This is a genomic window from Streptomyces sp. IBSBF 3136 (genome assembly GCF_036815105.1).
Taxonomy (GTDB): domain Bacteria; phylum Actinomycetota; class Actinomycetes; order Streptomycetales; family Streptomycetaceae; genus Streptomyces.
In genome coordinates this window covers 17383-36904 of the sequence record NZ_JAJSZC010000012.1, presented here as the reverse complement: position 1 = coordinate 36904, position 19522 = coordinate 17383, and the positions used below count along the sequence as shown (strand labels likewise).

The following is a 19522-nucleotide window of genomic DNA, read 5'->3' as shown; positions in this document are numbered from 1 at the left end:
GTGGTGGTCACTGGTCCCGGACAGTCTCCGCGGGCCGCCCGCGGCCGACCAGGGATGGGGACTACTCAACTTGTCCCCCGCCCGCCGCCGAGGGCGGCGGGTGGCGCGCAGGGCCATCAGGGTGGCCCCAGGCCGTGTCGGCGACGACCACGCGGGGACCGTTCGCCATGCTGGGCCGGAAGCGGCACCCTTCCCGGCCGACAAGGAGAGCAGCATGCCGACGGACCCGGTCTCGCGATTCCTGGCGGCCCTGGACCCCGACCACCGGCAGGCCGTCGGCGAAAGCCCGCGCGAGGAGCAGGAACGGCTCGCGGCGGCCTGGGAACGCGAGCTCGAGGCGGACGACGAACTCGACACCCTCGACGAGCTGTCGCCACCGGCAGCGGAGGCCGAGGCCGCCCGCCGGGTGCTGGAACGCGAGGCGGAGTAGGGCGCTCGTCCCGAACCACCCCACCCCGCCACGCGGGCGAGGGCATCGGCGAGGTGCGCCGCACGACGGCAACTGCCGCCGGGAAAGGCGCTGTTCAGCGCTCCACCTACACTGACACCCATGGCATGCCGCATCAGTGAGCTGGTCCTCGAAGCCGCCGACGCGGAGCGGCTGGCCGCGTTCTGGAGCGAGGTCCTCGGCTACGTCGAGCTCGGCCGGGAGGACGACGGCAGCATCGAGATCGGGCCCCCGGACATCGGCTTCGGCGGCCCGCGGCCCACCCTCGTCGTCAGCCCCAGCGGCGACCCGCGGCCCGAGAGGCCACGGCTGCGCATGGACGTCAGCGCCACCGACCGCGACCAGGAGGCCGAGCTGGAGCGGCTGCTCGCGCTCGGCGCCGCGCCCGTCGACGCCGGCCGTACCGGCGAGCGGAGCCGACACGTCCTGGCCGACCCGGAGGGCAACGAGTTCCACCTCCTGCCCGCCCGGCTCCCCACCCTGCCGGTGTCCGCCCCGCCGCGATAACTCGGTGGCGCGTCGGCGCCGGCACCGAGGAGCATGCGACGCATGACTGATCAACCCGCGCGGTGGACCCAGGCGACCGTCTACCCCGACATGTGGACCGATCCCGACGACGACCCCAGGGAGAATGAGGGCCCCGCTCCGGAGGGCGAACTCGCCACGATCGAGGATTACTTGACGAACTACCGCATCACCCTGCGGATGAAGTGCGCGGGTCTGGACGCGGAGCAGCTGGCCCGCCGCTCCGTTCCGCCGTCGACCATGTCGCTGCTCGGGCTGATCAGGCACCTCGCCGAGGTGGAGCGGGACTGGCGGAACTGGATCACCGACGGTGACCCGCTGCCCAAGCTGTACGGCAAGCGGGACGCCGACTTCGACGGGGCCGTGGCCGAACAGGCCGTCGTCGAGGCGTCGTACGCCGATCTGGAGCGTGAGCAGGCAGCGACCGACGCGGCCCTGGCCGAGCACCCGGACCTGGGCGAGCGGCTGGGCAAGGACGGCATCGCGGTACGGGAACTGCTGATCCACCGGGTCGAGGAGTACGCCCGGCACTGCGGGCACGCCGATCTGCTCCGCGAGTGCGTCGACGGCAGGGTGGGCCAGTAGGACCGGGACGGCCTGGCGCGTCCCCGGAACCGGCCGGCAGCGCAGGCCGGCCGGCTTCCGGCGTCGTCAGGCGCCGGCGGCGGAGTGCGGGTTCGCGGCCGTACCCTCCGTGCTCAGCAACACGACCACCGAGGCCGGATCGAGCCCCAGGGCCGTACGCCGGTCTCCGGAGCCCGTTCCGGTGAGTGCCGCGCGCAGGCCGGCGAGCGCAGCCGCTCCGCACGGCCCCGAGGAGACGCCCAGCGCGGCGAGGCGGGCGGCCGCGCCGGCCGCGGCGGCGTCGGGAACGGCGGTCGCGGCGTCAAGGCCGCCGTACAGGCAGGGCCAAGCGATGCTGGAGGGGGTGCCGCAGTTCAGGCCCGCCATGGTGGTCTCCCCGGTGCGGACGCTGACGGGCCCGCCGCTCGCGAGGCTCTCCAGGACGCAGGCGGCGGTCTCCGGCTCCACCGACAGCAGTGCGGGCGCGGGGCTGGAGCGGCGGCTGCGGTAGTGCGTGACCACGGCCTGGGCCAGTGACCCGACTCCCACCGGTACGGCGACGAGGCCGGGGCCATCGCCGGCCCCCGCGGCCGCCAACTGCTCGTCGATCTCGGCGCAGAGGGTGGAGTAGCCCTCGACGATCCACGCCGGGATGCGCTCGTAGCCGGGCCAGGCGGTGTCCTGGACCAGGACCGTGTCCGGGGCGGTGGCCGCGTCGGCCGCCAGGCGGACGGCCTCGTCATAGGCCCCCGGGACCTCGGTGACCTTCGCCTGCTCGGCGACGATGGCCGCGACCGCCTCGGGGTGTACGCCACGGGGGACGAAGACGTGGGCGTGCTGCCCGAGCCGGCGCGCCGTCCGGGCCACCGCCCGGCCGTGGTTGCCGTCGGTGGCTGTCACCAGGGTGAGGGGCCGTGCCCCCGCTCCGTTCGCCGCTCGCTCGGCAAGGGTGCGGTGCACCGCCCAGGAGGCTCCCAGCGCCTTGAACGCGGGCAGCCCGAGGCGGCACGACTCGTCCTTGACGAAGACGCGCCCGACTCCCAGTTCCCCGGCCAGCTCGGGCAGCTCGGTCAGCGGTGTGGGGAAGTAGTCGGCCAGCGAGGCGTGGAAGGCGCGTACCTCGGCGGGCGCGGGCGCGCATCGCCAGCGGCGGGCGGCGGGCCGCGCCAGCCAGGGCAGGGTGCGGGCGGGGGAAGCGTTCTCGGGCACACGTACAGACTCCGGCAGCGTCTATCATCGGTCCAGCGGATGTTTCCGACCTGTACTCATCGGAAGAACCGACTGTTCGGTTTCGCCGGGTGCCGCGCGGTGACCGGAAGAGGGTGGCCCGGCCATGTTCGACCTGCACCGACTGCGTCTGCTGCGCGAGCTCAAGCACCGGGGCACCCTCGCGGCCGTCGCCGCCGCCCTGTCGTACGCGCCTTCCTCGGTGTCCCAGCAGCTCTCCCAGTTGGAGTCCGAGGTCGGCGTCCCGCTGCTGGAGCCGGTCGGGCGGCGTGTCAGGCTGACCGAGCAGGCGGAGATCCTCGTCGCCCACACCGAGGCCGTTCTCGAACGTCTGGAGCGGGCGGAGGCGGACATCGCGCCTCGCTGACCGACCTCACCGGCACCCTGCGCGTCGCCTCGTTCCAGACGGCCGCCCTCGCCCTGGTCCCCACCGCGCTCGGGCTGCTGCGCGACCTGCACCCGCACCTGCGCCTCCACGTCACGCACATGGAACCGGAGCGGGCCCTGTCCGCCCTCCGGGCCCGTGACTTCGACCTCGTGCTCGCCGAGGAGTACCCGGGCAACCCCGACCCGCGCCCCGCCGAGCTCGATCAGGAGGACCTCCTGGACGACCCGCTCCGCCTCGCGGTGCCCGAGGCGGCCGACGGGCCTGGGACCGAGACCGCGATGGCGGCGCTGCGCTCCCTCGCGGGCCACCCCTGGGTGATGGAACCCGGGGGGACGACCGCACGGCACTGGGCCATGTCCCTGTGCCGGTCCGCCGGCTTCGAGCCCGACGTGCGGTTCGAGACCACCGACCTGCTGTTCCACCTGCGGCTGGTCGAGCAGAACCATGCCGCCGCCTTCCTCCCCGACCTCCTCTGGAACGGACGGCCGGCGACGGTGACGCTGCGGCCGCTCCCCCCGGGGCAGCGCACGCGTCGTATCTTCACCGTGGTCCGCCGGGGCCGCAGCCGGCACCCGGCCGTCCTGGCCTGCCGCGCCGCTCTCCTCCGCGCGGTCACGCTCAGCACCGCCCGAGGCTGAACGGCGGCCCGCCAGAACCTGGGAGCCGGACCGTGACGAGCAGCCCGCCCGCCGGGCGGGCGGCGAGGTCGAGGGTCCCCTCGTGGGCGCGGACGACGCTCCGCACGATGGCCAGGCCGAGGCCGACACCGGCGTGCTCGTCGGTGCGTACGCGCTCCGCTCCGCGCCGGAAGGGTTCGGTGAGGGTCGGCACCCGTTCCGGTGGGACCGGCGTCCCCGTGTTCTCCACCCGCAGCACGCTCGTCCCGCCCCGCGCCTCGGTGTGGACCGTCACGGCACCGCCGGAGGGGAGGTTGTGGACGACGGCGTTCTGGACGAGGTTCGTCACCATCCGCAGCAGGAGCTCCGCGGAGCCGCTGGTCCCGGCGGTCCCGCCGGTGACGTCGAGGGTGATCCGGCGCTGTTCGGCGAGGGGCAGCAGTGTTTCGGCGGCTTCCTCGGCCAGGAGGGAGAGGTCGACTTCCTCGTGGATGAAGTTCGCTCGGTCCCCGCGGCTGAGCAGCAGGAGCGCTTCGGTGAGGTCGATGGCCCGTGTGTTGACCGCCTGCAGGCGTTCGACGAGTTCGCCCCGGTCACGCGTGGGGTCCTTGCGGGCGACGTCGTGGAGCGTGCGCGAGATCGCCAGCGGGGTGCGCAGTTCGTGGGAGGCGTTCGCCGCGAACCTCCGCTGCTCGGCGACGTGGGAGTCGAGTCGTTCCAGCATCGAGTCGAACGCGTCGGAGAGTTCCCGGAATTCGTCCTGGCGGCCCTTCATCCGGATCCGGTGGGACAGCGACTCGCTCGCGGCCGTCCGTGCCGCGTCCGTGATCCGGGTGAGGGGTGCGAGCATACGGCCGGCCAGGATCCATCCCCCGACCAGGCCGAAGGTGAGCAGGCAGGCCATCGCCACGGCAGCGGCGGGGGCGAAGGTGCGCACGAGGAGGTAGCGGTTGGGTGAGATGCCGAGCAGGCCCCTGGTGTTGTCGGGTACGTAGCGCAGCAGGAACATCCACACCACGGCCAGCAGCAGGGCGCCGGCGACGGCGAGGAACCCGGCGTAGCTGAGGGTGAGTTTCAGGCGGACGCTGAGCCCCGCGCGTCTACGCATGCGTGTGGCCCGGGTCGTTGCGCGGGCCGCTGGCGATGCGGTAGCCGACGCCCGGCACGGTGGCGATGACCCATGGTTCCCCGAGCCGTTTGCGCAGGGCGGAGACGGTGATCCGGACGGCGTTGGTGAGGGGGTCGGCGTTCTCGTCCCAGGCCCGTTCCAGCAGTTCCTCGGCGCTGACGACCCCACCCTCGGCGGCGACGAGGACTTCCAGCACGGCGAACTGCTTGCGGGTGAGTGCCACGTAGCGGCCGTCGCGGAAGACCTCCCGGCGGAAGGGGTCGAGTCGCAGGCCCGCGACCTCGCGGACCGGGGGCCGGGCGTGCGCGCGTCTGCGGTCGAGCGCCCGCAGCCGCAGGACGAGTTCGCGCAGGTCGAACGGTTTCGTGAGGTAGTCGTCGGCGCCGAGCCCGAACCCGGACGCCTTGTCGTCGATCCGGTCGGCTGCGGTGAGCATGAGGATCGGGATGCCGCTGCCGGAGGCGACGATGCGCCGGGCGACCTCGTCGCCGGAGGGGCCGGGGATGTCACGGTCGAGGACCGCGAGGTCGTAGGAGTTGACGCCGAGCAGTTCCAGGGCCGAGTGTCCGTCGCCGGCGATGTCGGCGGCGATCGCCTCCAGCCGCAGACCGTCACGGACGGCTTCCGCCAGATAGGGCTCGTCCTCCACGATCAGTACGCGCATGTCCGAAGCCTAGGCAGCGCGCCGTATCGCCGGCGTATGCGAGGCCGTGTCCCCGCCGGACACTCGGCTCAGCCCGCCGGTGCCGGCGCGGTGCGGGGCCGGTCCGCCGGCGTCTTCGCCCGAGTACGCCACCAGTGGCGCGACGCCAGCGCGGCCAGCACGGCACCGGTGGCGTTGACCAGGACGTCGTCCACGGAGGACACCCGGTCGAGCCGCAGGACGTACTGCGCGGTCTCGACCAGGGCCGAGCAGCCCGCTCCGAGCGCCAGGACCCTCGGCAGGGACGCGAGCGCCGCGAACCGCATCGGGGCGAAGAACCCCAGTGCCGCGAAGACGAGCAGGTTGCCGGCGATCCCGAGCGGTCCCATCGTGACCAGGTCCCGCAGCGGTACCAGGCTCACCCGGCCGGGGACGGTGCCGGCCCCGGCGCCCGGCATCATGGTCAACCAGACGAACGGCACCGTCCCGTGCACCATGCCCACCTCGGCCAGCGACGTGCGCCACGCCGACGTGTCGCCGGTGGCCCGCCGACGGCGGGCGAGAGCCCACACCACCAGCGCGGACAACGGCAGGGCGACCAGCATCATGAGCACCACACCGTTGAACGTGTCGAAGCAGCCGTGCCACCGCCCGGCCATGCACATGGGGGCGGACATCATGAGCGGCCGGCGCACGACGAACACGGCGCTCGCCAGGCCGAGGAGCGCCAGTGCCAGGCGCACGACCCCACGGGTACGGTGCGGCGGTACCGACGGGAACGATGTGTGGTTCATGTCTCCATGAAAGACGGAGGGCGGTTGCGGCGACGTATGCGATTTCCGATACGCGCGCGATACATGGAGTCCGGGCGGCCTGTCGGGGGAACGGTCCTGGACAACGACTCACAGGCGATATCGACCCACCGAACGGAGGGCGTTTTCCCGGACATGGGAAAAACGGGGTGCGTCACCCGTACTATCGCTGCTCTGGGACAGTTGCGCAGTTCTTCTCCGAATCGTCGCACCGCCCATAGGGGGGTCCGAACCGGCTACCGACCGAGGAGCGAAGGATGTCCGAAAACACGGCTCGTGCCACCGAGTTGACGGCGCAGTACGTCGACCAAGTTGCCGCAGACCTTGAGCGCAACGTCAAGGAACAAGACCGCGTCGCCGCTGAACTCGCCGCGCTGCAGGAGCAGTTGGTCTCCCTGCAGCACGACCACACGTTGCTGGTGAACATGCAGCAGGCGCTGGGTCTCGCGGTCCCCGCCGCCGCGCCCCGGGCCGGCCACGACGACGGAGCCGTCGTACCGTCGCCCCGGAAGAAGACCGCGGCAGCGGCGACCGCCGAGAAGTCGCCGGCGAAGAAGGCGACGGCCGACAGGTCCACGGCCGCGAAGACGCCGACGGACAAGTCCGCCAAGTCCGCGCCCGCGGCGGCACCGGCTGACAAGGCCACGGCCACGGCACCCAAGGCGACGACCGACAAGGTCGCGGCCACGAAGGCGCCGGCCGCGAAGTCCGCGGCCAAGAAGGCACCGGCCAAGAAGGCTACGGCGAACAAGGCGACGGCCGAGAAGGCGGCAGGCGAGGCGACGGCGGCGAAGCCGGCCCGGCCGACGCTGATCGAGCTCGTCCTCACGCACCTGACGGGTCAGCAGGAACCCCGCTCCGCCTCGGAAGTCGCCCAGGCACTCGACCAGGCACACCCCGAGCGCGGCATCCAGCCCACCGTCGTGCGCACCTCGTTGGAGAACCTGGTGGCCAAGAACAAGGCGCAGCGCACCAAGCAGGGCACGTCCGTCTTCTACACCGCCGGTGCGGTGAGCGACTGATCGTCATTCCGGGTCGGCGAAGTCCCGGCAGCACACCGGCACGCGCTGGACGGCGTTGTTGGCGAAGCCGCCCCGGTTCCAGGACTGGTCCAGTGGCTGGGTGTTGCCGGCGCCGTCGTGGGCGCGGGCGCTGAGGACGTGGTCGCCGGGTTCGGCGAACCAGCCGCAGGTCCACCGGCGCCAGGCCCAGCGGTGCCCACGGTCGGGTTCGAGTTCGGCCTGTACCCAGGGCGCGCCGTCGTCGGTGCTCACCTCCACCGACGTCACCGGGGCGCGGCCCGACCAGGCCCGGCCTTCGAGGAGCACCGGGCCCGGGGCCACCACCCGCGTGCGGGACATGAAGTCGGGGAAGCCGGGCGGTATCAGCAGCGCCCGGGGCACGATACGGGTGACCGGCTCCCCCGCCTCCTCGGGACGTCGCCTGATCCGGTAGGCGACGGACTGCTGGAAACCGGTGAAGGGGGTGTCGACGACGGTGACGGCGCGCAGCCACTTCACCTGGGCCATCCCGTACCAGCCGGGCACCACCAGACGCAGCGGCCTGCCGTGCTGGGGCGGCAGGGGCGCGCCGTTCATGGCGTAGGCGACGAGCGCGCCCGGCTCCTCGGCGGTGGCGACGTCGACGGGCAGGCCGCGCTCGTAGTCCTGCTCGACACCGCGCTCCACTCCGTGATCGGCGCCGGTGAAGACGACGTCGACCGCGTCGGGGGCGAGGCCGGCCTCGTCGAGGAGCAGCCGCAGGGGCACCCCGGTCCACTCCGCCGTGCCCACCGCCTCAACCAGCCACGGCTGGCTCACCGGCCGCGGTGACAGCAGGGCCCGGCCGTTGCCCGCGCACTCCAGGGTCACGCGGGTGGTGACGGCGGGGTAGGCGCACAGCTCCTCCATGGAGAGGTCCAGCGCGCGGCGCACACAGCCGCTCACCGACAGCCGCCACGCGGTCTCGTCCGGCGCGTACGGGATGTCGTAGTGGGTCAGGACGTAGTGCAGGCCGGGCGGGGTCACGTCGTAGCGCATGGCCTCCAGGGGCAGACCGTGATTGCGGGCGGCCAGCGCCAGCTCGTCCTGCCCCAGCCCCTCGCCTGTCGCGGCCAGCCGGGCAGGAGCGCTCACGTCGGAGAGCCCGCGCCCCATGCTCCGATTATTCGCCTCACCCGGCGCTCGCGCATGACCGGTGGAGGCGGGCCGTCCGGTGCGGCCCTGGCCCAGCCGCGCCTCAGTGGCCGTCGGCCCCCGCGCCGCGCGGACTCGTCCCTCGGCCACGGCTCGCTCGGGCAGGCGAAGGCCGAGTGGTGTCCCGTCGACACCGCCCGAGCGGAATCTGCTCCCCCGGGCGGGGTCGATCCGGTCCCGCAGTCCGGCCTGGTGGGTGACCAGGTCGACGGCAGGACCCTGGCCCGGAGAGCGGGCGACCATGTGCTCGGCGAGTCTGCGGACCGCGGCCTCGGCGGCGACGTACAGCGCCTGGTCCAGGTCCTGGGTGGCGAAGGACCTCCTGGCAGGGGCCGCGGTGGCCGTGCACGGTCCGGGCCGGACCGGCGGGACCCGTCCGCGGACGAGGCCGCCTGGCGCGCCTCGCGGTTCGGCGACACGCGCTTCACGTTCTGGAAGACGCCGGACGGCACCCCGGTCTCCATGGCCGGCTCGACCCCGATGGTCGCCGGCATGGTCCGGGTGGACCCCGTCCACACCCCCGCCCACCTCCGCCGCCGGGGCTACGCGGGCGCCGTGACGGTCGCGGTCAGCGAGGCGGCGCTGGACGCGGGCGCGACGGACGTCGTGCTGTTCACGAACCCGGCCAACCGCACCAGCAACGGCCCTATACCAGCGCATCGGATACGTACCGGTCGCCGACTTCACCGGGTACGCCTTCTCCTACGACGAGCCGGAAACCGCTCAGGTATCACCCCCGCCGCGCTCTTGACGTCTTCGGCCGCAGCGGCGACCCTCAGGGGCGACCTTGTGTCGTACATGACAATCCGAGCCATGGCGCGAGGGACCCCGGGTCCGCGGATCCGTGCGCCCGGGTCCGTCGACGCGCCATCCCGCCGACCGAGGGAACGTGGGTTGTGACCGTACGCAGAAGCCCGGACCGCCGACGCAGGGACATCGGCATGGTGTCGTTGCTGCTCCTCCTGCTGACCGCCGTCCTGAGCCCCACGCCGAGTTCCGCGGCGGACGGCGACTGGTGGAACCCGGTCTCCCGCCCCTCGCCCGACTCGCAGATCGACGTCACGGGCGAGCCGTTCACGGGCACGGACGCCCAGGGCAGGGTGCGGGGTTTCGTCGACGCCCACGACCACATGTTCGCCAATGAGGGCTTCGGCGGTCGCCTCATCTGCGGCAAGCCGTTCTCCCGGGCCGGTGTCGCCGACGCGCTCAAGGACTGCCCCGAGCACTACCCCGACGGCTCGCTCGCCGTCTTCGACTTCATCACCAAGGGCGGTGACGGCAGGCACGACCCGGTCGGCTGGCCCACCTTCAAGGACTGGCCCGCCCACGACTCGCTGACCCACCAGCAGAACTACTACGCCTGGGTGGAGCGCGCCTGGCGCGGCGGCCAGCGCGTGCTGGTCAACGACCTCGTCACCAACGGCGTCATCTGCTCGGTGTACTTCTTCAAGGACCGTGGCTGCGACGAGATGACGTCCATCCGGCTCCAGGCGAAGCTGACGTACGACCTCCAGGACTTCGTCGACGACATGTACGGCGGTCCCGGCAAGGGCTGGTTCCGGATCGTCACCGACAGCGCGCAGGCCCGCGAGGTCGTGGAGCAGGGCAAACTGGCGGTCGTCCTCGGTGTGGAGACCTCCGAACCGTTCGGCTGCAAGCAGATCCTGGACGTGCCGCAGTGCGACCGGCACGACATCGACGCCGGCCTGGACGAGCTGTACGGGCTCGGGGTGCGCAGCATGTTCCTGTGCCACAAGTTCGACAACGCGCTGTGCGGCGTGCGCTTCGACTCCGGCACCCTGGGCACGGCGATCAACGTCGGGCAGTTCCTGTCCACCGGCACCTTCTGGAAGACGGAGAAGTGCGCCGGGCCGCAAGCCGACAACCCCATCGGCAACGCGACGGCGTCCGAGGCCGAGGCGAAGCTCCCGGCGGGCGTCGCCGTCCCCGCCTACTCCGCGGACGCGCAGTGCAACACGCGCGGTCTGACCGACCTCGGCGAGTACGCCGTGCGCGGCATGATGAAGCGTCACATGATGCTGGAGATCGACCACATGAGCGTGAAGGCCGTCGGCCGGGCGCTCGACATCCTCGACACCGAGTCCTACCCCGGCGTGATCTCCTCGCACAGCTGGATGGACCTGAACTGGACCGAGCGGGTCTACGGCCTGGGCGGCTTCATCGCCCAGTACATGAACGGCTCCGAGGGATTCACCGCCGAGGCCAGGCGCACCAAGGCCCTGCGCGACAAGTACGGCGTGGGATACGGCTACGGCACCGACATGAACGGCGTGGGCGGCTGGCCGGGGCCACGCGGCGCCGACACCGCCGATCCCGTCAAGTACCCGTTCCGCAGCGTCGACGGGGGCTCCCTCATCGACCGGCAGACCACGGGCCGGCGCACCTGGGACCTGAACACGGACGGCGCCGCGCACTACGGCCTGGTGCCGGACTGGATCGAGGACATCCGGCTCGTGGGCGGGCAGGACGTGGTGGACGACCTCTTCCGGGGCGCCGAGTCCTATCTCGACACCTGGGGGGCGACCGAGCGGCACCAGGCGGGTGTCGACCTCGCCAAGGGGGCTGCGGCGACAGCGAGTTCGACCGAGTGGAACCCGTTCACCAGCTACGCGGCGGGCCGGGCCGTGGACGGGTCCCGGGACACCCGCTGGGCCTGCGGCTGGAGCGACGACCAGTGGCTGCGGATCGATCTGGGCTCGACCCACCTGGTCAAGCGGGTCACGCTCGACTGGGAACGCGCGTACGGGAAGGCGTACCGCGTCGACCTCTCGACGGACGGCGAGAACTGGCGCACCGCCTGGTCCACGACCAGCGGCGACGGCGGTCTCGACACCGCGCGGTTCAGCGGCACACCCGCCCGCTACGTCCGCGTCACGGGCACGCAGCGCGGCACCCGGTGGGGCTACTCGCTGTACGAGGTCGGCGTCTACAGCGGCTGAGGGCGGCACCTGGCGGCGCCGCCGGCTCAGGCGCGCGCCGCCACGTACAGGCTCTGCGTGCTGCGGCCGAGCGGCCCCTTCTCGTCGTGCAGGGCGGACTCGGCGAGCCCGATGCCCGCGCCGTCCACCATCGTCCGGGCGTCCAGGCAGACCCACTCGCCCTGGGGGTGACGGTGCAGGCTGACGGTGAGGTCGCTGTTGACGAAGACGTAGCGCTTGAAGTCCAGTTCGGCGCTGATGCCGTTGCCCGAGTCGGCGGCGGTCAGCACCCGGCTGAGCGGCCTGACCTCCTCGCCCGCGACCAGGGGCACCCGCATCCGCATCCACGCCGTCGCCGGCCCGGTCTCCAGGAACGAGCCCGCGGCGAAGCGCACCTCCATGGCGGTGTGGTAACCCTGCTCCCAGGGGACCGGGAAGAACGCCTTCTCGGGCACCACCCCGGGCCCGGGCACCCGCGGCCCCGGCGCGACGTCCGGCACCGAGTCCGGCACCGTCCGCATCAGCAGGGCCGTCACCCGCATCACCTGCTCGCCGCCGTCGGGGGCGAGTGCCGCCTCCACGAGTTCGACGCTGCGGCCGGCGCGCAGGACGCGCGTGGTCACGGTGAGCGGCCGGATCGGGACCGGCCGTATGATCTCGTACGTGAGCCGGGCGATGCGCATGTCCGGCCGTGCGCCCTGCCGTTCCTCGACGGCCAGGGCGAGCAGCGCGGCCGGCGGACCGGCGTGCTGGGAGGCGGCGTCCCACGGCCCCCGGGTGTACCGGGTGGGCAGGAACCGCTCCGCGGCCTCCCGCTCGTAGAAGGCCTCGGCATCCGACACGGGCATGGTGGTCCCTCCTGACACGCACGACTGTCCGCCGACCATGCTACTAAGCGCTTGCTCACTCTGGCAGGGCCGGCCGGATCGCTACCGGCGCGGCCGCTCGAAGGTGAGCAGCAGGCCTCCCACCGCGCCCGGCCCGATGCGGCCCTTCACGTCGGCGGACGTGATCGCCTTCAGCCCCCAGCCGTCCTCGGCGTGCTTGTTGAGCACCTTCTCCAGCTTGTCGCTGTCCAGGGCGTCGCCCACCAGCGACTCCCGGAAGGTGACGACCTTGTACTCGTAAGCCTGCGCGTCGCTCATGACTGCCGGTGCTCCTGACGGGTCGGTCCTGCGGTTGCCGGGGTCAGTCAATCACTCCCGCCGGATCAGATCGCGGGCGATCGGCGAGCGGGCCGGCCGGCTGCCGGAGGGCGTGAGGTGAGGGGCCGAAGGCACCGCCCCGTCACCTGTGCCCGAACTCCTTCTCCAGCAGCGTGAAGGACTTGGGCGCCCCGCCCGGCTGCGGCTTGCCCTCCTTGCGGCCCACGACGCGGTAACCGGCTTTCAGGTAGTAGGCGTTGAGCCGCGCGTTGCCGGCCAGGCAGTCCAGCCGTACGCACGACCGTCCCACCGCTGCCACCCGGTCCTCGGCGGCGCTCAGCAGCAGCCTCCCCGTGCCGGGGGCGGCGACGTGCCGGTCCACCATCAGCCGGTGCACGTAACCGGCGACGGGCGGCCTCGGTCCCCAGGCGTCCTCGTCCTGCCACCACAGCTCCCAGGCACCCGCGAGGCGCCCGTCACCGTCCTCCGCGAGCCACACCTCGCCGTGCGCCGCGACCCGGCGGAAGTGGTCCTCGCCCAGCTCTCCGGGCCGCCACTGCCCTGTGACGCCCCGGTCGAGCATCCAGCGGGCCGCCTCGTCGCGGAGCCGGACGAGGGCGGCCAGATCGGTCTCGCCGGCCGGGCGGAGACGTAGATCATCCATTCGGGTACCCCGGCCTAGAAGTTGATCATGTGGCCGGCCAGCCCGTGCACGGCCTCCTTGACCGCTTCGCCCAGGGTGGGGTGGGCGTGGACGTTGCGGGCGACCTCGTGGACCGTCAGGTCCCACTGCTGGGCCAGGGTGAGTTCGGGCAGCAGTTCGGTGACGTCCGGGCCGATCAGGTGGCCGCCGAGCAGTTCGCCGTACTTGGTGTCGCTGATCAACTTCACGAAGCCGGTGGTGTCGCCGAGGCCGTGCGACTTGCCGTTGGCGGTGAAGGGGAACTTGGCGACCTTGACGTCGTGGCCCAGCTCCCGGGCCTGGGCCTCGGTGTAGCCGAAGCTGGCGATCTGGGGCTGGCAGTAGGTGGCGCGGGGGATCATCGCGTAGTTCAGCTCCATGGTCTCCGCGCCGGCGATGGTCTCGGCGGCGACGATGCCCATGGCCTCGGCGGCGTGCGCGAGCATCAGCTTCGCGGTGACGTCGCCGATGGCGTAGACGTGCGGCACGGAGGTGCGGCAGCGGCCGTCCACGTCGATCGCGCCGCGGTCCGTCACCCGCACGCCGACCTTGTCCAGGCCGTAGCCGTCGACGTTCGGGCCGAAGCCGATCGCCTGGAGCACCTTGTCGGCCTCCAGGACCTGCTGCGAGCCGTCCTTCGCGGTGACCGTGACCCGGACCCGCGGGCCGGACTCGTCGATGGCGTCGACCCGGGTGGAGGTCAGCACGTCGATGCCCAGCTTGCGGTACTGGCGGGCGAGCTCCGCCGAGACCTCGGCGTCCTCCAGCGGGGTCATCCGGTCCAGGAACTCGACGATCGTCACCTTGACGCCGTAGTTGTGCAGCACGTAGGCGAACTCCACGCCGATCGCGCCGGCGCCCGCGATCACGATGGACTCCGGCAGTTCCTCGGCGAGGATCTGCTCCTCGTACGTCACCACCCGGGAGGTCCGGCGGGTGCCGGGGAGCAGCTTCGGCGTGGCGCCGGTGGCGATGATGCAGTGCTCGAAGCCGATGGTGCGCGTCGAGCCGTCGTAGCCCGCCACCTCCAGCGTGTGCGGGTCCAGGAAGGTGCCGCGGCCGTCGAACTCGGTGATGGCGTTCTTCTTCATCAGGTAGTGGACGCCCTTGACCCGGCCGTCGGCGACCTTGCGGCTGCGACGGAAGGCCTCGCCGTAGTCGAAGGAGACCTGTCCGTCGACCTTGATGCCGAAGGTCTTCGCCTCGCGGGTGAAGATGTGCGCCAGCTCGGCGTTGCGCAGCAGCGCCTTGCTGGGGATGCAGCCCACGTTCAGGCAGACCCCGCCCCAGTACTTCTCCTCGACCACGGCGACGCGCTTGCCGAGCTGCGCGGCCCGGACGGCGGCGACGTAGCCGCCGGGTCCGGCTCCGAGGACCACGACGTCGAAGCGTTCGTCCAGCTCGGGCATGGGGTGTGTCCTCTCGTGGAGCGGTACGGGCACCGGACGGGATCGGCCGCCCTTTGTGTGGATCATCCACGCGCCGGACCGGCTACCGCAACCGCTTCTCGTCGATCTTGCCGGGCGTCGTCCGGAACGGGTCCGTGGACGCCGGCGCGTTCACGCCCGACGGTCCGTTCCGGAGCGCGAGGCGCGGGCCAGAAGGAGCACCAGCAGTCCGCAGCCGGCGACCAGCAGCCAGCCGGGGCGGGACGCGCGGGCGAGCCCCTCGGGTCCGGTGCCCGCGACCAGGCCGCCGGCCAGCGCGATGCCGAGCGCGGAGCCGAGCTGGCGCGCGGTGGACGTGATGGCGCCCGCCACGCCGGCGCGGGCGGCCGGCAGTCCACCGACGGCGGTGTCGGTGATGGGCGCGTTGGCGAAGCCGAACCCGATGCCGATGAGCAGGTGGGCGAGGAGGATCAGGTACAGGCTGGTGTGCCGGTCGAGCCCGGTCAGGCAGAGTCCGCCGGCCGCGAGGAAGCCGCCCGCCAGGAGCAGCGGCAGCCGGGGCCCGGTCCGCCCCACCAGACGGCCCGACCAGGGTGCGCAGACGGTCGCCCCGACGGCCATGGGGAGGGTGGCCGTCCCGGCCTCGAGGGCCGTGAATCCCCGGGCGTGCTGGAGGTAGAAGGTGTTCAGCAGCAGGGTGGTGTTCAGGGCGACGAAGACGGCCACCGCGCCCAGGACGGCGCCGGTGAAGGCCGGGCCGCGGAAGAGGCGCGGATCCATCAGGGGCTCGGCCCGGCGGGACTCCACCCACCCGAATCCCGCCGTCGCCGCGGCGGCGACCAGGCAGGCGGCCCAGGCGGCGGGCGAGGTCCATCCGATACGGGGGCCCTCGATGAGGACGCCGACCCCGGTCGCCATGGCCACGGCCAGCAGGGCCTGCCCGGGCAGGTCGAGCCGTCGCGGCCTGGCCGCCCGGGACTCGGGCACGAAGAGCGCGCTGAGGACCAGGGCGGCCACGACGACCGGGGCGTTGATCCAGAACAGGGACCGCCAGCCGAACCAGTCGACGAGCGCGCCGCCGGTGACGGGGCCGACGGCCATGCTGAGGCCGAACACGGACGCCCAGACGCCGATCGCCCGCGCCCGTTCGCTCGGGTCGGGCATCGCGTTCACCACGATGGCGAGCGCGACCGGGCTGAGCATCGAGGCGCCGACGCCCTGCACCGCGCGGGCCGCGACGAGCGCGCCCACCGACGGCGCCGCCGCGCAGACCAGCGAGGCCACGCCGAACACCGCCAGCCCGGACCGGAACACCCGCCGGCGTCCGAACCGGTCGGCCAGCGCGCCGGAGGAGATCAGCAGACCGGCGAGGACGACGGTGTAGGCGTCCACGGTCCACTCCAGGCTCCGCGTCCCGGCGCCCAGGCCGCGCCCCACGGCGGGCAGGCCGACGTTGACGACGGTGGTGTCAAGTCCGACCAGGAACATGCTCAGACAGCAGACGGCCAGCACCGTCCACCGTCCGCGGGCGCTCAGCGCGGGCGGCGCCGAGGGAAGAGTCGTCGTGGTCATGGTCGGCCTCTCAGGTCCGGGAGCAGTGCCCGGTCAGGCTCGGCGAGGACGGCGGGGGGCGGCGAGCGAACTTGCGGAAACCGCAAAAAGGTGGGTGCCGCGCGCCGCCCGTCGGACACTGTGCCGTGTGGACGAGGAACTGGAACGGGTACTCGACGGCATCGGACCCCGGTTGCGGGCGCTGCGCCGGGACCGGGGCCTCACGCTCGAGCAACTGGGGGCGGCCACCGGGCTGTCGGTGAGCACGCTGTCCCGGCTGGAGTCGGGCAAGCGGCGCCCGACCCTCGACCTGCTCATCCCGCTCGCGCGTGCGCACCGGGTCGCCCTGGACGACCTGGTGGCGGCGCCGGCCACCGGCGATCCCCGCGTGCACCTGACGCCGGTGCGCAAGGGCCGCGCCGATGTCGTGGTGCCCCTGACCCGGTATCCGGGCCGGGTGCAGGTGTTCAAGCATCTGCTGGCTCCCCGGGAGCCGAAGCTGGTGAGCCACGAGGGCCACGAGTGGCTCTACGTCCTCGCGGGCGAACTGCGCCTGATCCTCGGCGCGCAGGAGCACCTGCTCCGCCCGGGCGAGGTGGCCGAGTTCGACACGAGGGAACCGCACTGGTTCGGGCCGGCCGGCTCAACACCGGTGGAAATCCTGCATCTCTTCGGCCCGCGGGGCGATCAGGCGGTCGTCCGCGCGAGGCCGCCGGCCGCCGAGTGAGCTACGGCGGCACGGCGACGCCGATTTGGTTGAACGCAACGCTATAACCGCAGGTCGTCCCCGAGATGCACGCGGGCGGCGGGTCTTCTAGCGTGGTGATTGAGAGTGCGTCCAAGGTGTTCCTCTCCCTTGTCGTGGGGTTCGGCGGACGGTCCCGTCACCGCAGGCATCACCACACCCCCCAGGAGACATCATGGGCACGGTTCCCGCCTCGAACCGCCCGGTCTCGGTGTACTTCCTCGCCGGGATAAGAATCCTCAACGGTTCCGCCGGTCTGCTGGCACCGGAGTTGCTCATCCGGCGGTTCGACCCCGACCGCGAACCCCCGAGCCCGGCGGCCGTCTACGCGTTCCGCCTCTTCGGCATCCGGACGGTCCTGCTCGGCCTCGATCTGCTGACCCACACCGGCGAGCGACTGCGCGCGGACCTGTACGAGGGCATCCTGATCCACGGCAGTGACACCGCGACGGCGGCCACCCTCGGCGTCCACCGGCAGGTGTCGCCGCGCACCGCGGTGATGACCACCCTGATCTCGGCCGTCAACACCGCGCTGGCCATCAGTGCCGGCGCCTCGCTCGCCAACTCGCCCAAGGCCAAGCGGACGTGACCGCAGAGTCCTGGGCCGCTCCGGCCGCCGAGACGGGCTTCGACTACGTCGTGGTCGGGGCCGGCGCCGGTGGCGGACCGCTCGCGGCCAACCTCGCGGCGGCGGGGATGCGCACCCTGCTCCTCGACGCCGGCGGTGCCGAACCGAACGACAGCTACCTGGTGCCGGCCTTCCACGCCGACGCCTCCGAGGACCCCGTCCAGTGCTGGAACTACTACGTGCGCCACTACGCCGACGAACACCAGCAGCAGCGCGACAGCAAGCTCGTGCCGGACCGGGGCGTCCTCTATCCGCGGGCGGGGGCGGTCGGCGGGTGCACCGCGCACCACGCGCTGATCACCGTCTACCCGTACAACCGTGACTGGGACGCCATCGCGGAGGAGACCGGGGACGCGAGCTGGCACAGCTCGGCCATGCGGCGCTACTTCGAGCGGCTGGAACGCTGCACCTACCGGCCGAGACCCAAGGAGCCACCCGGCAACCCGCTGCTCGCCGCACTGTTACGGGCCCTGCCCGCCGTGGGCGCCCGCTACCGCAACGACGCCCGGCACGGATACGACGGCTGGCTGCCGACCGCGCTGGCCGACCCTCATCTGGTAGTGCGGGACGAGCAGTTGCTGAAGGTCATCCTGTCCGCCGCCGAGGACCAGCTCGCCGATCTGCTCGACCGGCCGCTCTCCCCCCTCGAAGGGCTCGGCTCCCTCGTCGATCCCAACGACTGGCGGGTGCAGACCCATGCCCTGCAGGGACTGTGGCAGATCCCTCTCTCCACGGCGGGCGGCCGCCGCAGCGCCGTCCGGGAACACGTCCAGGCCGTCCAGCGGGGCCACCCGGACCGGCTCGTGGTCCGCACCCACGCGCTGGCCACCCGCATCGTCCTGGACGATGACGACGAGGCGGCCGGCGTCGACTACCTGGACGCGCGGCACGCCTACCGGGCCGACCCCGCCGCCGACCCGGGCGCAGGACCGGCGGCCGGGCCGGACACCGGGCCGCCGGTGCTGCGCCGGGTCCTGGCAGCGCGGGAAGTGATCCTGGCCGCCGGGGCGTTCAACACGCCCCAGCTGCTGATGCTCTCGGGCATCGGACCACCCGAGGAACTGCGCCGGCACGGCATCCCGGTGCGGGCCGGTCTGCCCGGGGTGGGCGCGAACCTCCAGGACCGGTACGAGGTCGGCGTGGTCAGCCAGATGGACCGGGAGTTCCCGGTCATCAAGGAGTGCGACTTCCACGCGCCGGAGCCGGGTACCGAACCCGACCGCTGCTACCGGGCGTGGCAGCGTGGAGAGGGCCTCTACACGACCAACGGCGCCGTCCTCGGCATCACCCACAAGTCCCGCCCGGACCTGGACGCCCCCGACCTGTTCGTCTTCGGCGGCCCCTTCGACTTCCGCGGCTACCGGCCCGGCTACTCCCTCGACCTGACCCGCCACAAGGACCGCTTCACCTGGGCCATCCTCAAGAGCCGTACCCACAACACGGGAGGCCGGGTCCGGCTGCGCTCCACCGACCCCCGCGACACCCCGCTGATCGACTTCCACTACTTCACCGAGGGCACGGACGCGGCCGGCCTCGACCTGGAGGCGATGGCCGACGCCGTGGAGTTCGTCCGCGGCATGAACCACAGGGCCGGCTCGGTGATCCTCACCGAGCTGTGGCCCGGGGACGGAGCCGGCGACCGCGACGCCGTCAAGCGGTTCGTGCGGGACGAGGCGTGGGGCCATCACGCCTCGTGCACCTGCCGGATGGGACGTGCCGACGATCCCTCGGCGGTGGTCGACAGCGACTTCCGGGTCCGGGGGGTGGACCGTCTGCGGATCGTCGACGCCTCGGTGTTCCCGCGTATCCCCGGCTTCTTCGTGGCCGCCCCCATCTACATGATCAGTGAGAAGGCGAGCGACGTGATCCTCTCCGCCGCGGCACGCACCTGACCGC

At 72.5% G+C, this 19522-nt stretch carries 18 protein-coding genes and 2 pseudogenes; 10 read left to right on the top strand and 10 right to left on the bottom strand.

The genetic code is table 11. The features are described 5' to 3' along the window. Positions 1 to 214: 214 nt before the first annotated feature. From V7E45_RS04505 to V7E45_RS04495, 3 genes are all read left to right on the top strand, one after another. Complete coding sequence (locus tag V7E45_RS04505) at positions 215 to 430, top strand: hypothetical protein (protein ID WP_333772747.1); 216 nt, start codon at positions 215 to 217, stop codon at positions 428 to 430. A gap of 120 nt (positions 431 to 550) precedes the next feature. Continuing rightward, complete coding sequence (locus tag V7E45_RS04500; protein ID WP_333772746.1) at positions 551 to 955, top strand: VOC family protein; 405 nt, start codon at positions 551 to 553, stop codon at positions 953 to 955. 33 nt (positions 956 to 988) lie between these two features. After that, on the top strand, positions 989 to 1558 hold the full coding sequence (locus tag V7E45_RS04495) for a DinB family protein (RefSeq protein WP_333772745.1): 570 nt from the start codon (positions 989 to 991) through the stop codon (positions 1556 to 1558). A gap of 66 nt (positions 1559 to 1624) precedes the next feature. Here the strand turns inward: V7E45_RS04495 and V7E45_RS04490 are convergent, their stop codons facing one another. Further along, entirely contained in the window at positions 1625 to 2746 is a 1122-nt protein-coding gene (locus V7E45_RS04490) for a diaminopropionate ammonia-lyase (protein ID WP_333772744.1), read from the bottom strand. Positions 2747 to 2870: 124 nt separating this feature from the next. Between V7E45_RS04490 and V7E45_RS04485 the strand changes: the two are divergent. Further along, positions 2871 to 3790: pseudogene (locus V7E45_RS04485) on the top strand (LysR substrate-binding domain-containing protein). Here V7E45_RS04485 and V7E45_RS04480 read toward each other — a convergent pair. The 3 genes from V7E45_RS04480 to V7E45_RS04470 all read right to left on the bottom strand — a co-directional run bounded on the left by V7E45_RS04480 (position 3771) and on the right by V7E45_RS04470 (position 6335). After that, positions 3771 to 4877 (bottom strand): sensor histidine kinase, encoded by a 1107-nt coding sequence (locus tag V7E45_RS04480; RefSeq protein WP_333772743.1) that lies wholly within the window; start codon positions 4875 to 4877, stop codon positions 3771 to 3773. The pseudogene V7E45_RS04485 and the gene V7E45_RS04480 overlap by 20 nt on opposite strands. Further along, a complete protein-coding gene (locus V7E45_RS04475) occupies positions 4870 to 5562 on the bottom strand; it encodes a response regulator transcription factor (protein WP_333772742.1) in 693 nt (230 codons plus the stop codon). The genes V7E45_RS04480 and V7E45_RS04475 overlap by 8 nt, the downstream gene beginning before the upstream one ends. 68 nt (positions 5563 to 5630) lie before the next feature. After that, entirely contained in the window at positions 5631 to 6335 is a 705-nt protein-coding gene (locus tag V7E45_RS04470) for a VanZ family protein (RefSeq protein WP_333772741.1), read from the bottom strand. A gap of 275 nt (positions 6336 to 6610) precedes the next feature. On the opposite strand from V7E45_RS04470, the gene V7E45_RS04465 reads away from it, so the two are divergent. Further along, positions 6611 to 7375 carry a hypothetical protein gene (locus tag V7E45_RS04465; RefSeq protein ID WP_333772740.1) on the top strand — a complete coding sequence of 255 codons (765 nt, stop codon included), beginning with the start codon at positions 6611 to 6613 and terminating at the stop codon, positions 7373 to 7375. A gap of 3 nt (positions 7376 to 7378) precedes the next feature. Here the strand turns inward: V7E45_RS04465 and V7E45_RS04460 are convergent, their stop codons facing one another. Beyond that, complete coding sequence (locus V7E45_RS04460) at positions 7379 to 8509, bottom strand: sulfite oxidase (RefSeq protein ID WP_333772739.1); 1131 nt, start codon at positions 8507 to 8509, stop codon at positions 7379 to 7381. Between the two features lie 432 nt (positions 8510 to 8941). On the opposite strand from V7E45_RS04460, the pseudogene V7E45_RS04455 reads away from it, so the two are divergent. Together V7E45_RS04455 and V7E45_RS04450 are read left to right on the top strand one after the other, a co-directional pair. After that, positions 8942 to 9299: pseudogene (locus tag V7E45_RS04455) on the top strand (GNAT family N-acetyltransferase); the annotation flags it as partial. Between the two features lie 190 nt (positions 9300 to 9489). Then, a complete protein-coding gene (locus V7E45_RS04450) occupies positions 9490 to 11508 on the top strand; it encodes a discoidin domain-containing protein (protein WP_333772773.1) in 2019 nt (672 codons plus the stop codon). Positions 11509 to 11534: 26 nt separating this feature from the next. Here the strand turns inward: V7E45_RS04450 and V7E45_RS04445 are convergent, their stop codons facing one another. The 5 genes from V7E45_RS04445 to V7E45_RS04425 form a co-directional block, all read right to left on the bottom strand. Continuing rightward, the gene (locus tag V7E45_RS04445) at positions 11535 to 12335 is read right to left on the bottom strand and encodes a thioesterase family protein (RefSeq protein ID WP_333772738.1); all 801 of its coding nucleotides are present in this window, start codon (positions 12333 to 12335) and stop codon (positions 11535 to 11537) included. An 81-nt stretch (positions 12336 to 12416) separates the two neighbouring features. Continuing rightward, positions 12417 to 12632 carry a DUF4177 domain-containing protein gene (locus tag V7E45_RS04440; protein WP_333772737.1) on the bottom strand — a complete coding sequence of 72 codons (216 nt, stop codon included), beginning with the start codon at positions 12630 to 12632 and terminating at the stop codon, positions 12417 to 12419. Between the two features lie 142 nt (positions 12633 to 12774). Next, on the bottom strand, positions 12775 to 13296 hold the full coding sequence (locus V7E45_RS04435; RefSeq protein WP_333772736.1) for a GNAT family N-acetyltransferase: 522 nt from the start codon (positions 13294 to 13296) through the stop codon (positions 12775 to 12777). Between the two features lie 14 nt (positions 13297 to 13310). Next, positions 13311 to 14723: a dihydrolipoyl dehydrogenase gene (gene lpdA, locus V7E45_RS04430; protein WP_333772734.1), complete on the bottom strand. Its 1413-nt coding sequence runs from the start codon at positions 14721 to 14723 to the stop codon at positions 13311 to 13313. A gap of 150 nt (positions 14724 to 14873) precedes the next feature. Further along, positions 14874 to 16274 (bottom strand): MFS transporter, encoded by a 1401-nt coding sequence (locus V7E45_RS04425; RefSeq protein WP_333772733.1) that lies wholly within the window; start codon positions 16272 to 16274, stop codon positions 14874 to 14876. A 118-nt stretch (positions 16275 to 16392) separates the two neighbouring features. On the opposite strand from V7E45_RS04425, the gene V7E45_RS04420 reads away from it, so the two are divergent. From V7E45_RS04420 to V7E45_RS04410, 3 genes are all read left to right on the top strand, one after another. After that, positions 16393 to 16980 carry a helix-turn-helix domain-containing protein gene (locus tag V7E45_RS04420; RefSeq protein ID WP_443055936.1) on the top strand — a complete coding sequence of 196 codons (588 nt, stop codon included), beginning with the start codon at positions 16393 to 16395 and terminating at the stop codon, positions 16978 to 16980. Between the two features lie 193 nt (positions 16981 to 17173). Beyond that, positions 17174 to 17587 (top strand): hypothetical protein, encoded by a 414-nt coding sequence (locus V7E45_RS04415; RefSeq protein ID WP_333772731.1) that lies wholly within the window; start codon positions 17174 to 17176, stop codon positions 17585 to 17587. After that, the gene (locus tag V7E45_RS04410) at positions 17584 to 19518 is read left to right on the top strand and encodes a GMC family oxidoreductase (protein ID WP_333772730.1); all 1935 of its coding nucleotides are present in this window, start codon (positions 17584 to 17586) and stop codon (positions 19516 to 19518) included. The genes V7E45_RS04415 and V7E45_RS04410 overlap by 4 nt, the downstream gene beginning before the upstream one ends. Positions 19519 to 19522 lie beyond the last annotated feature (4 nt).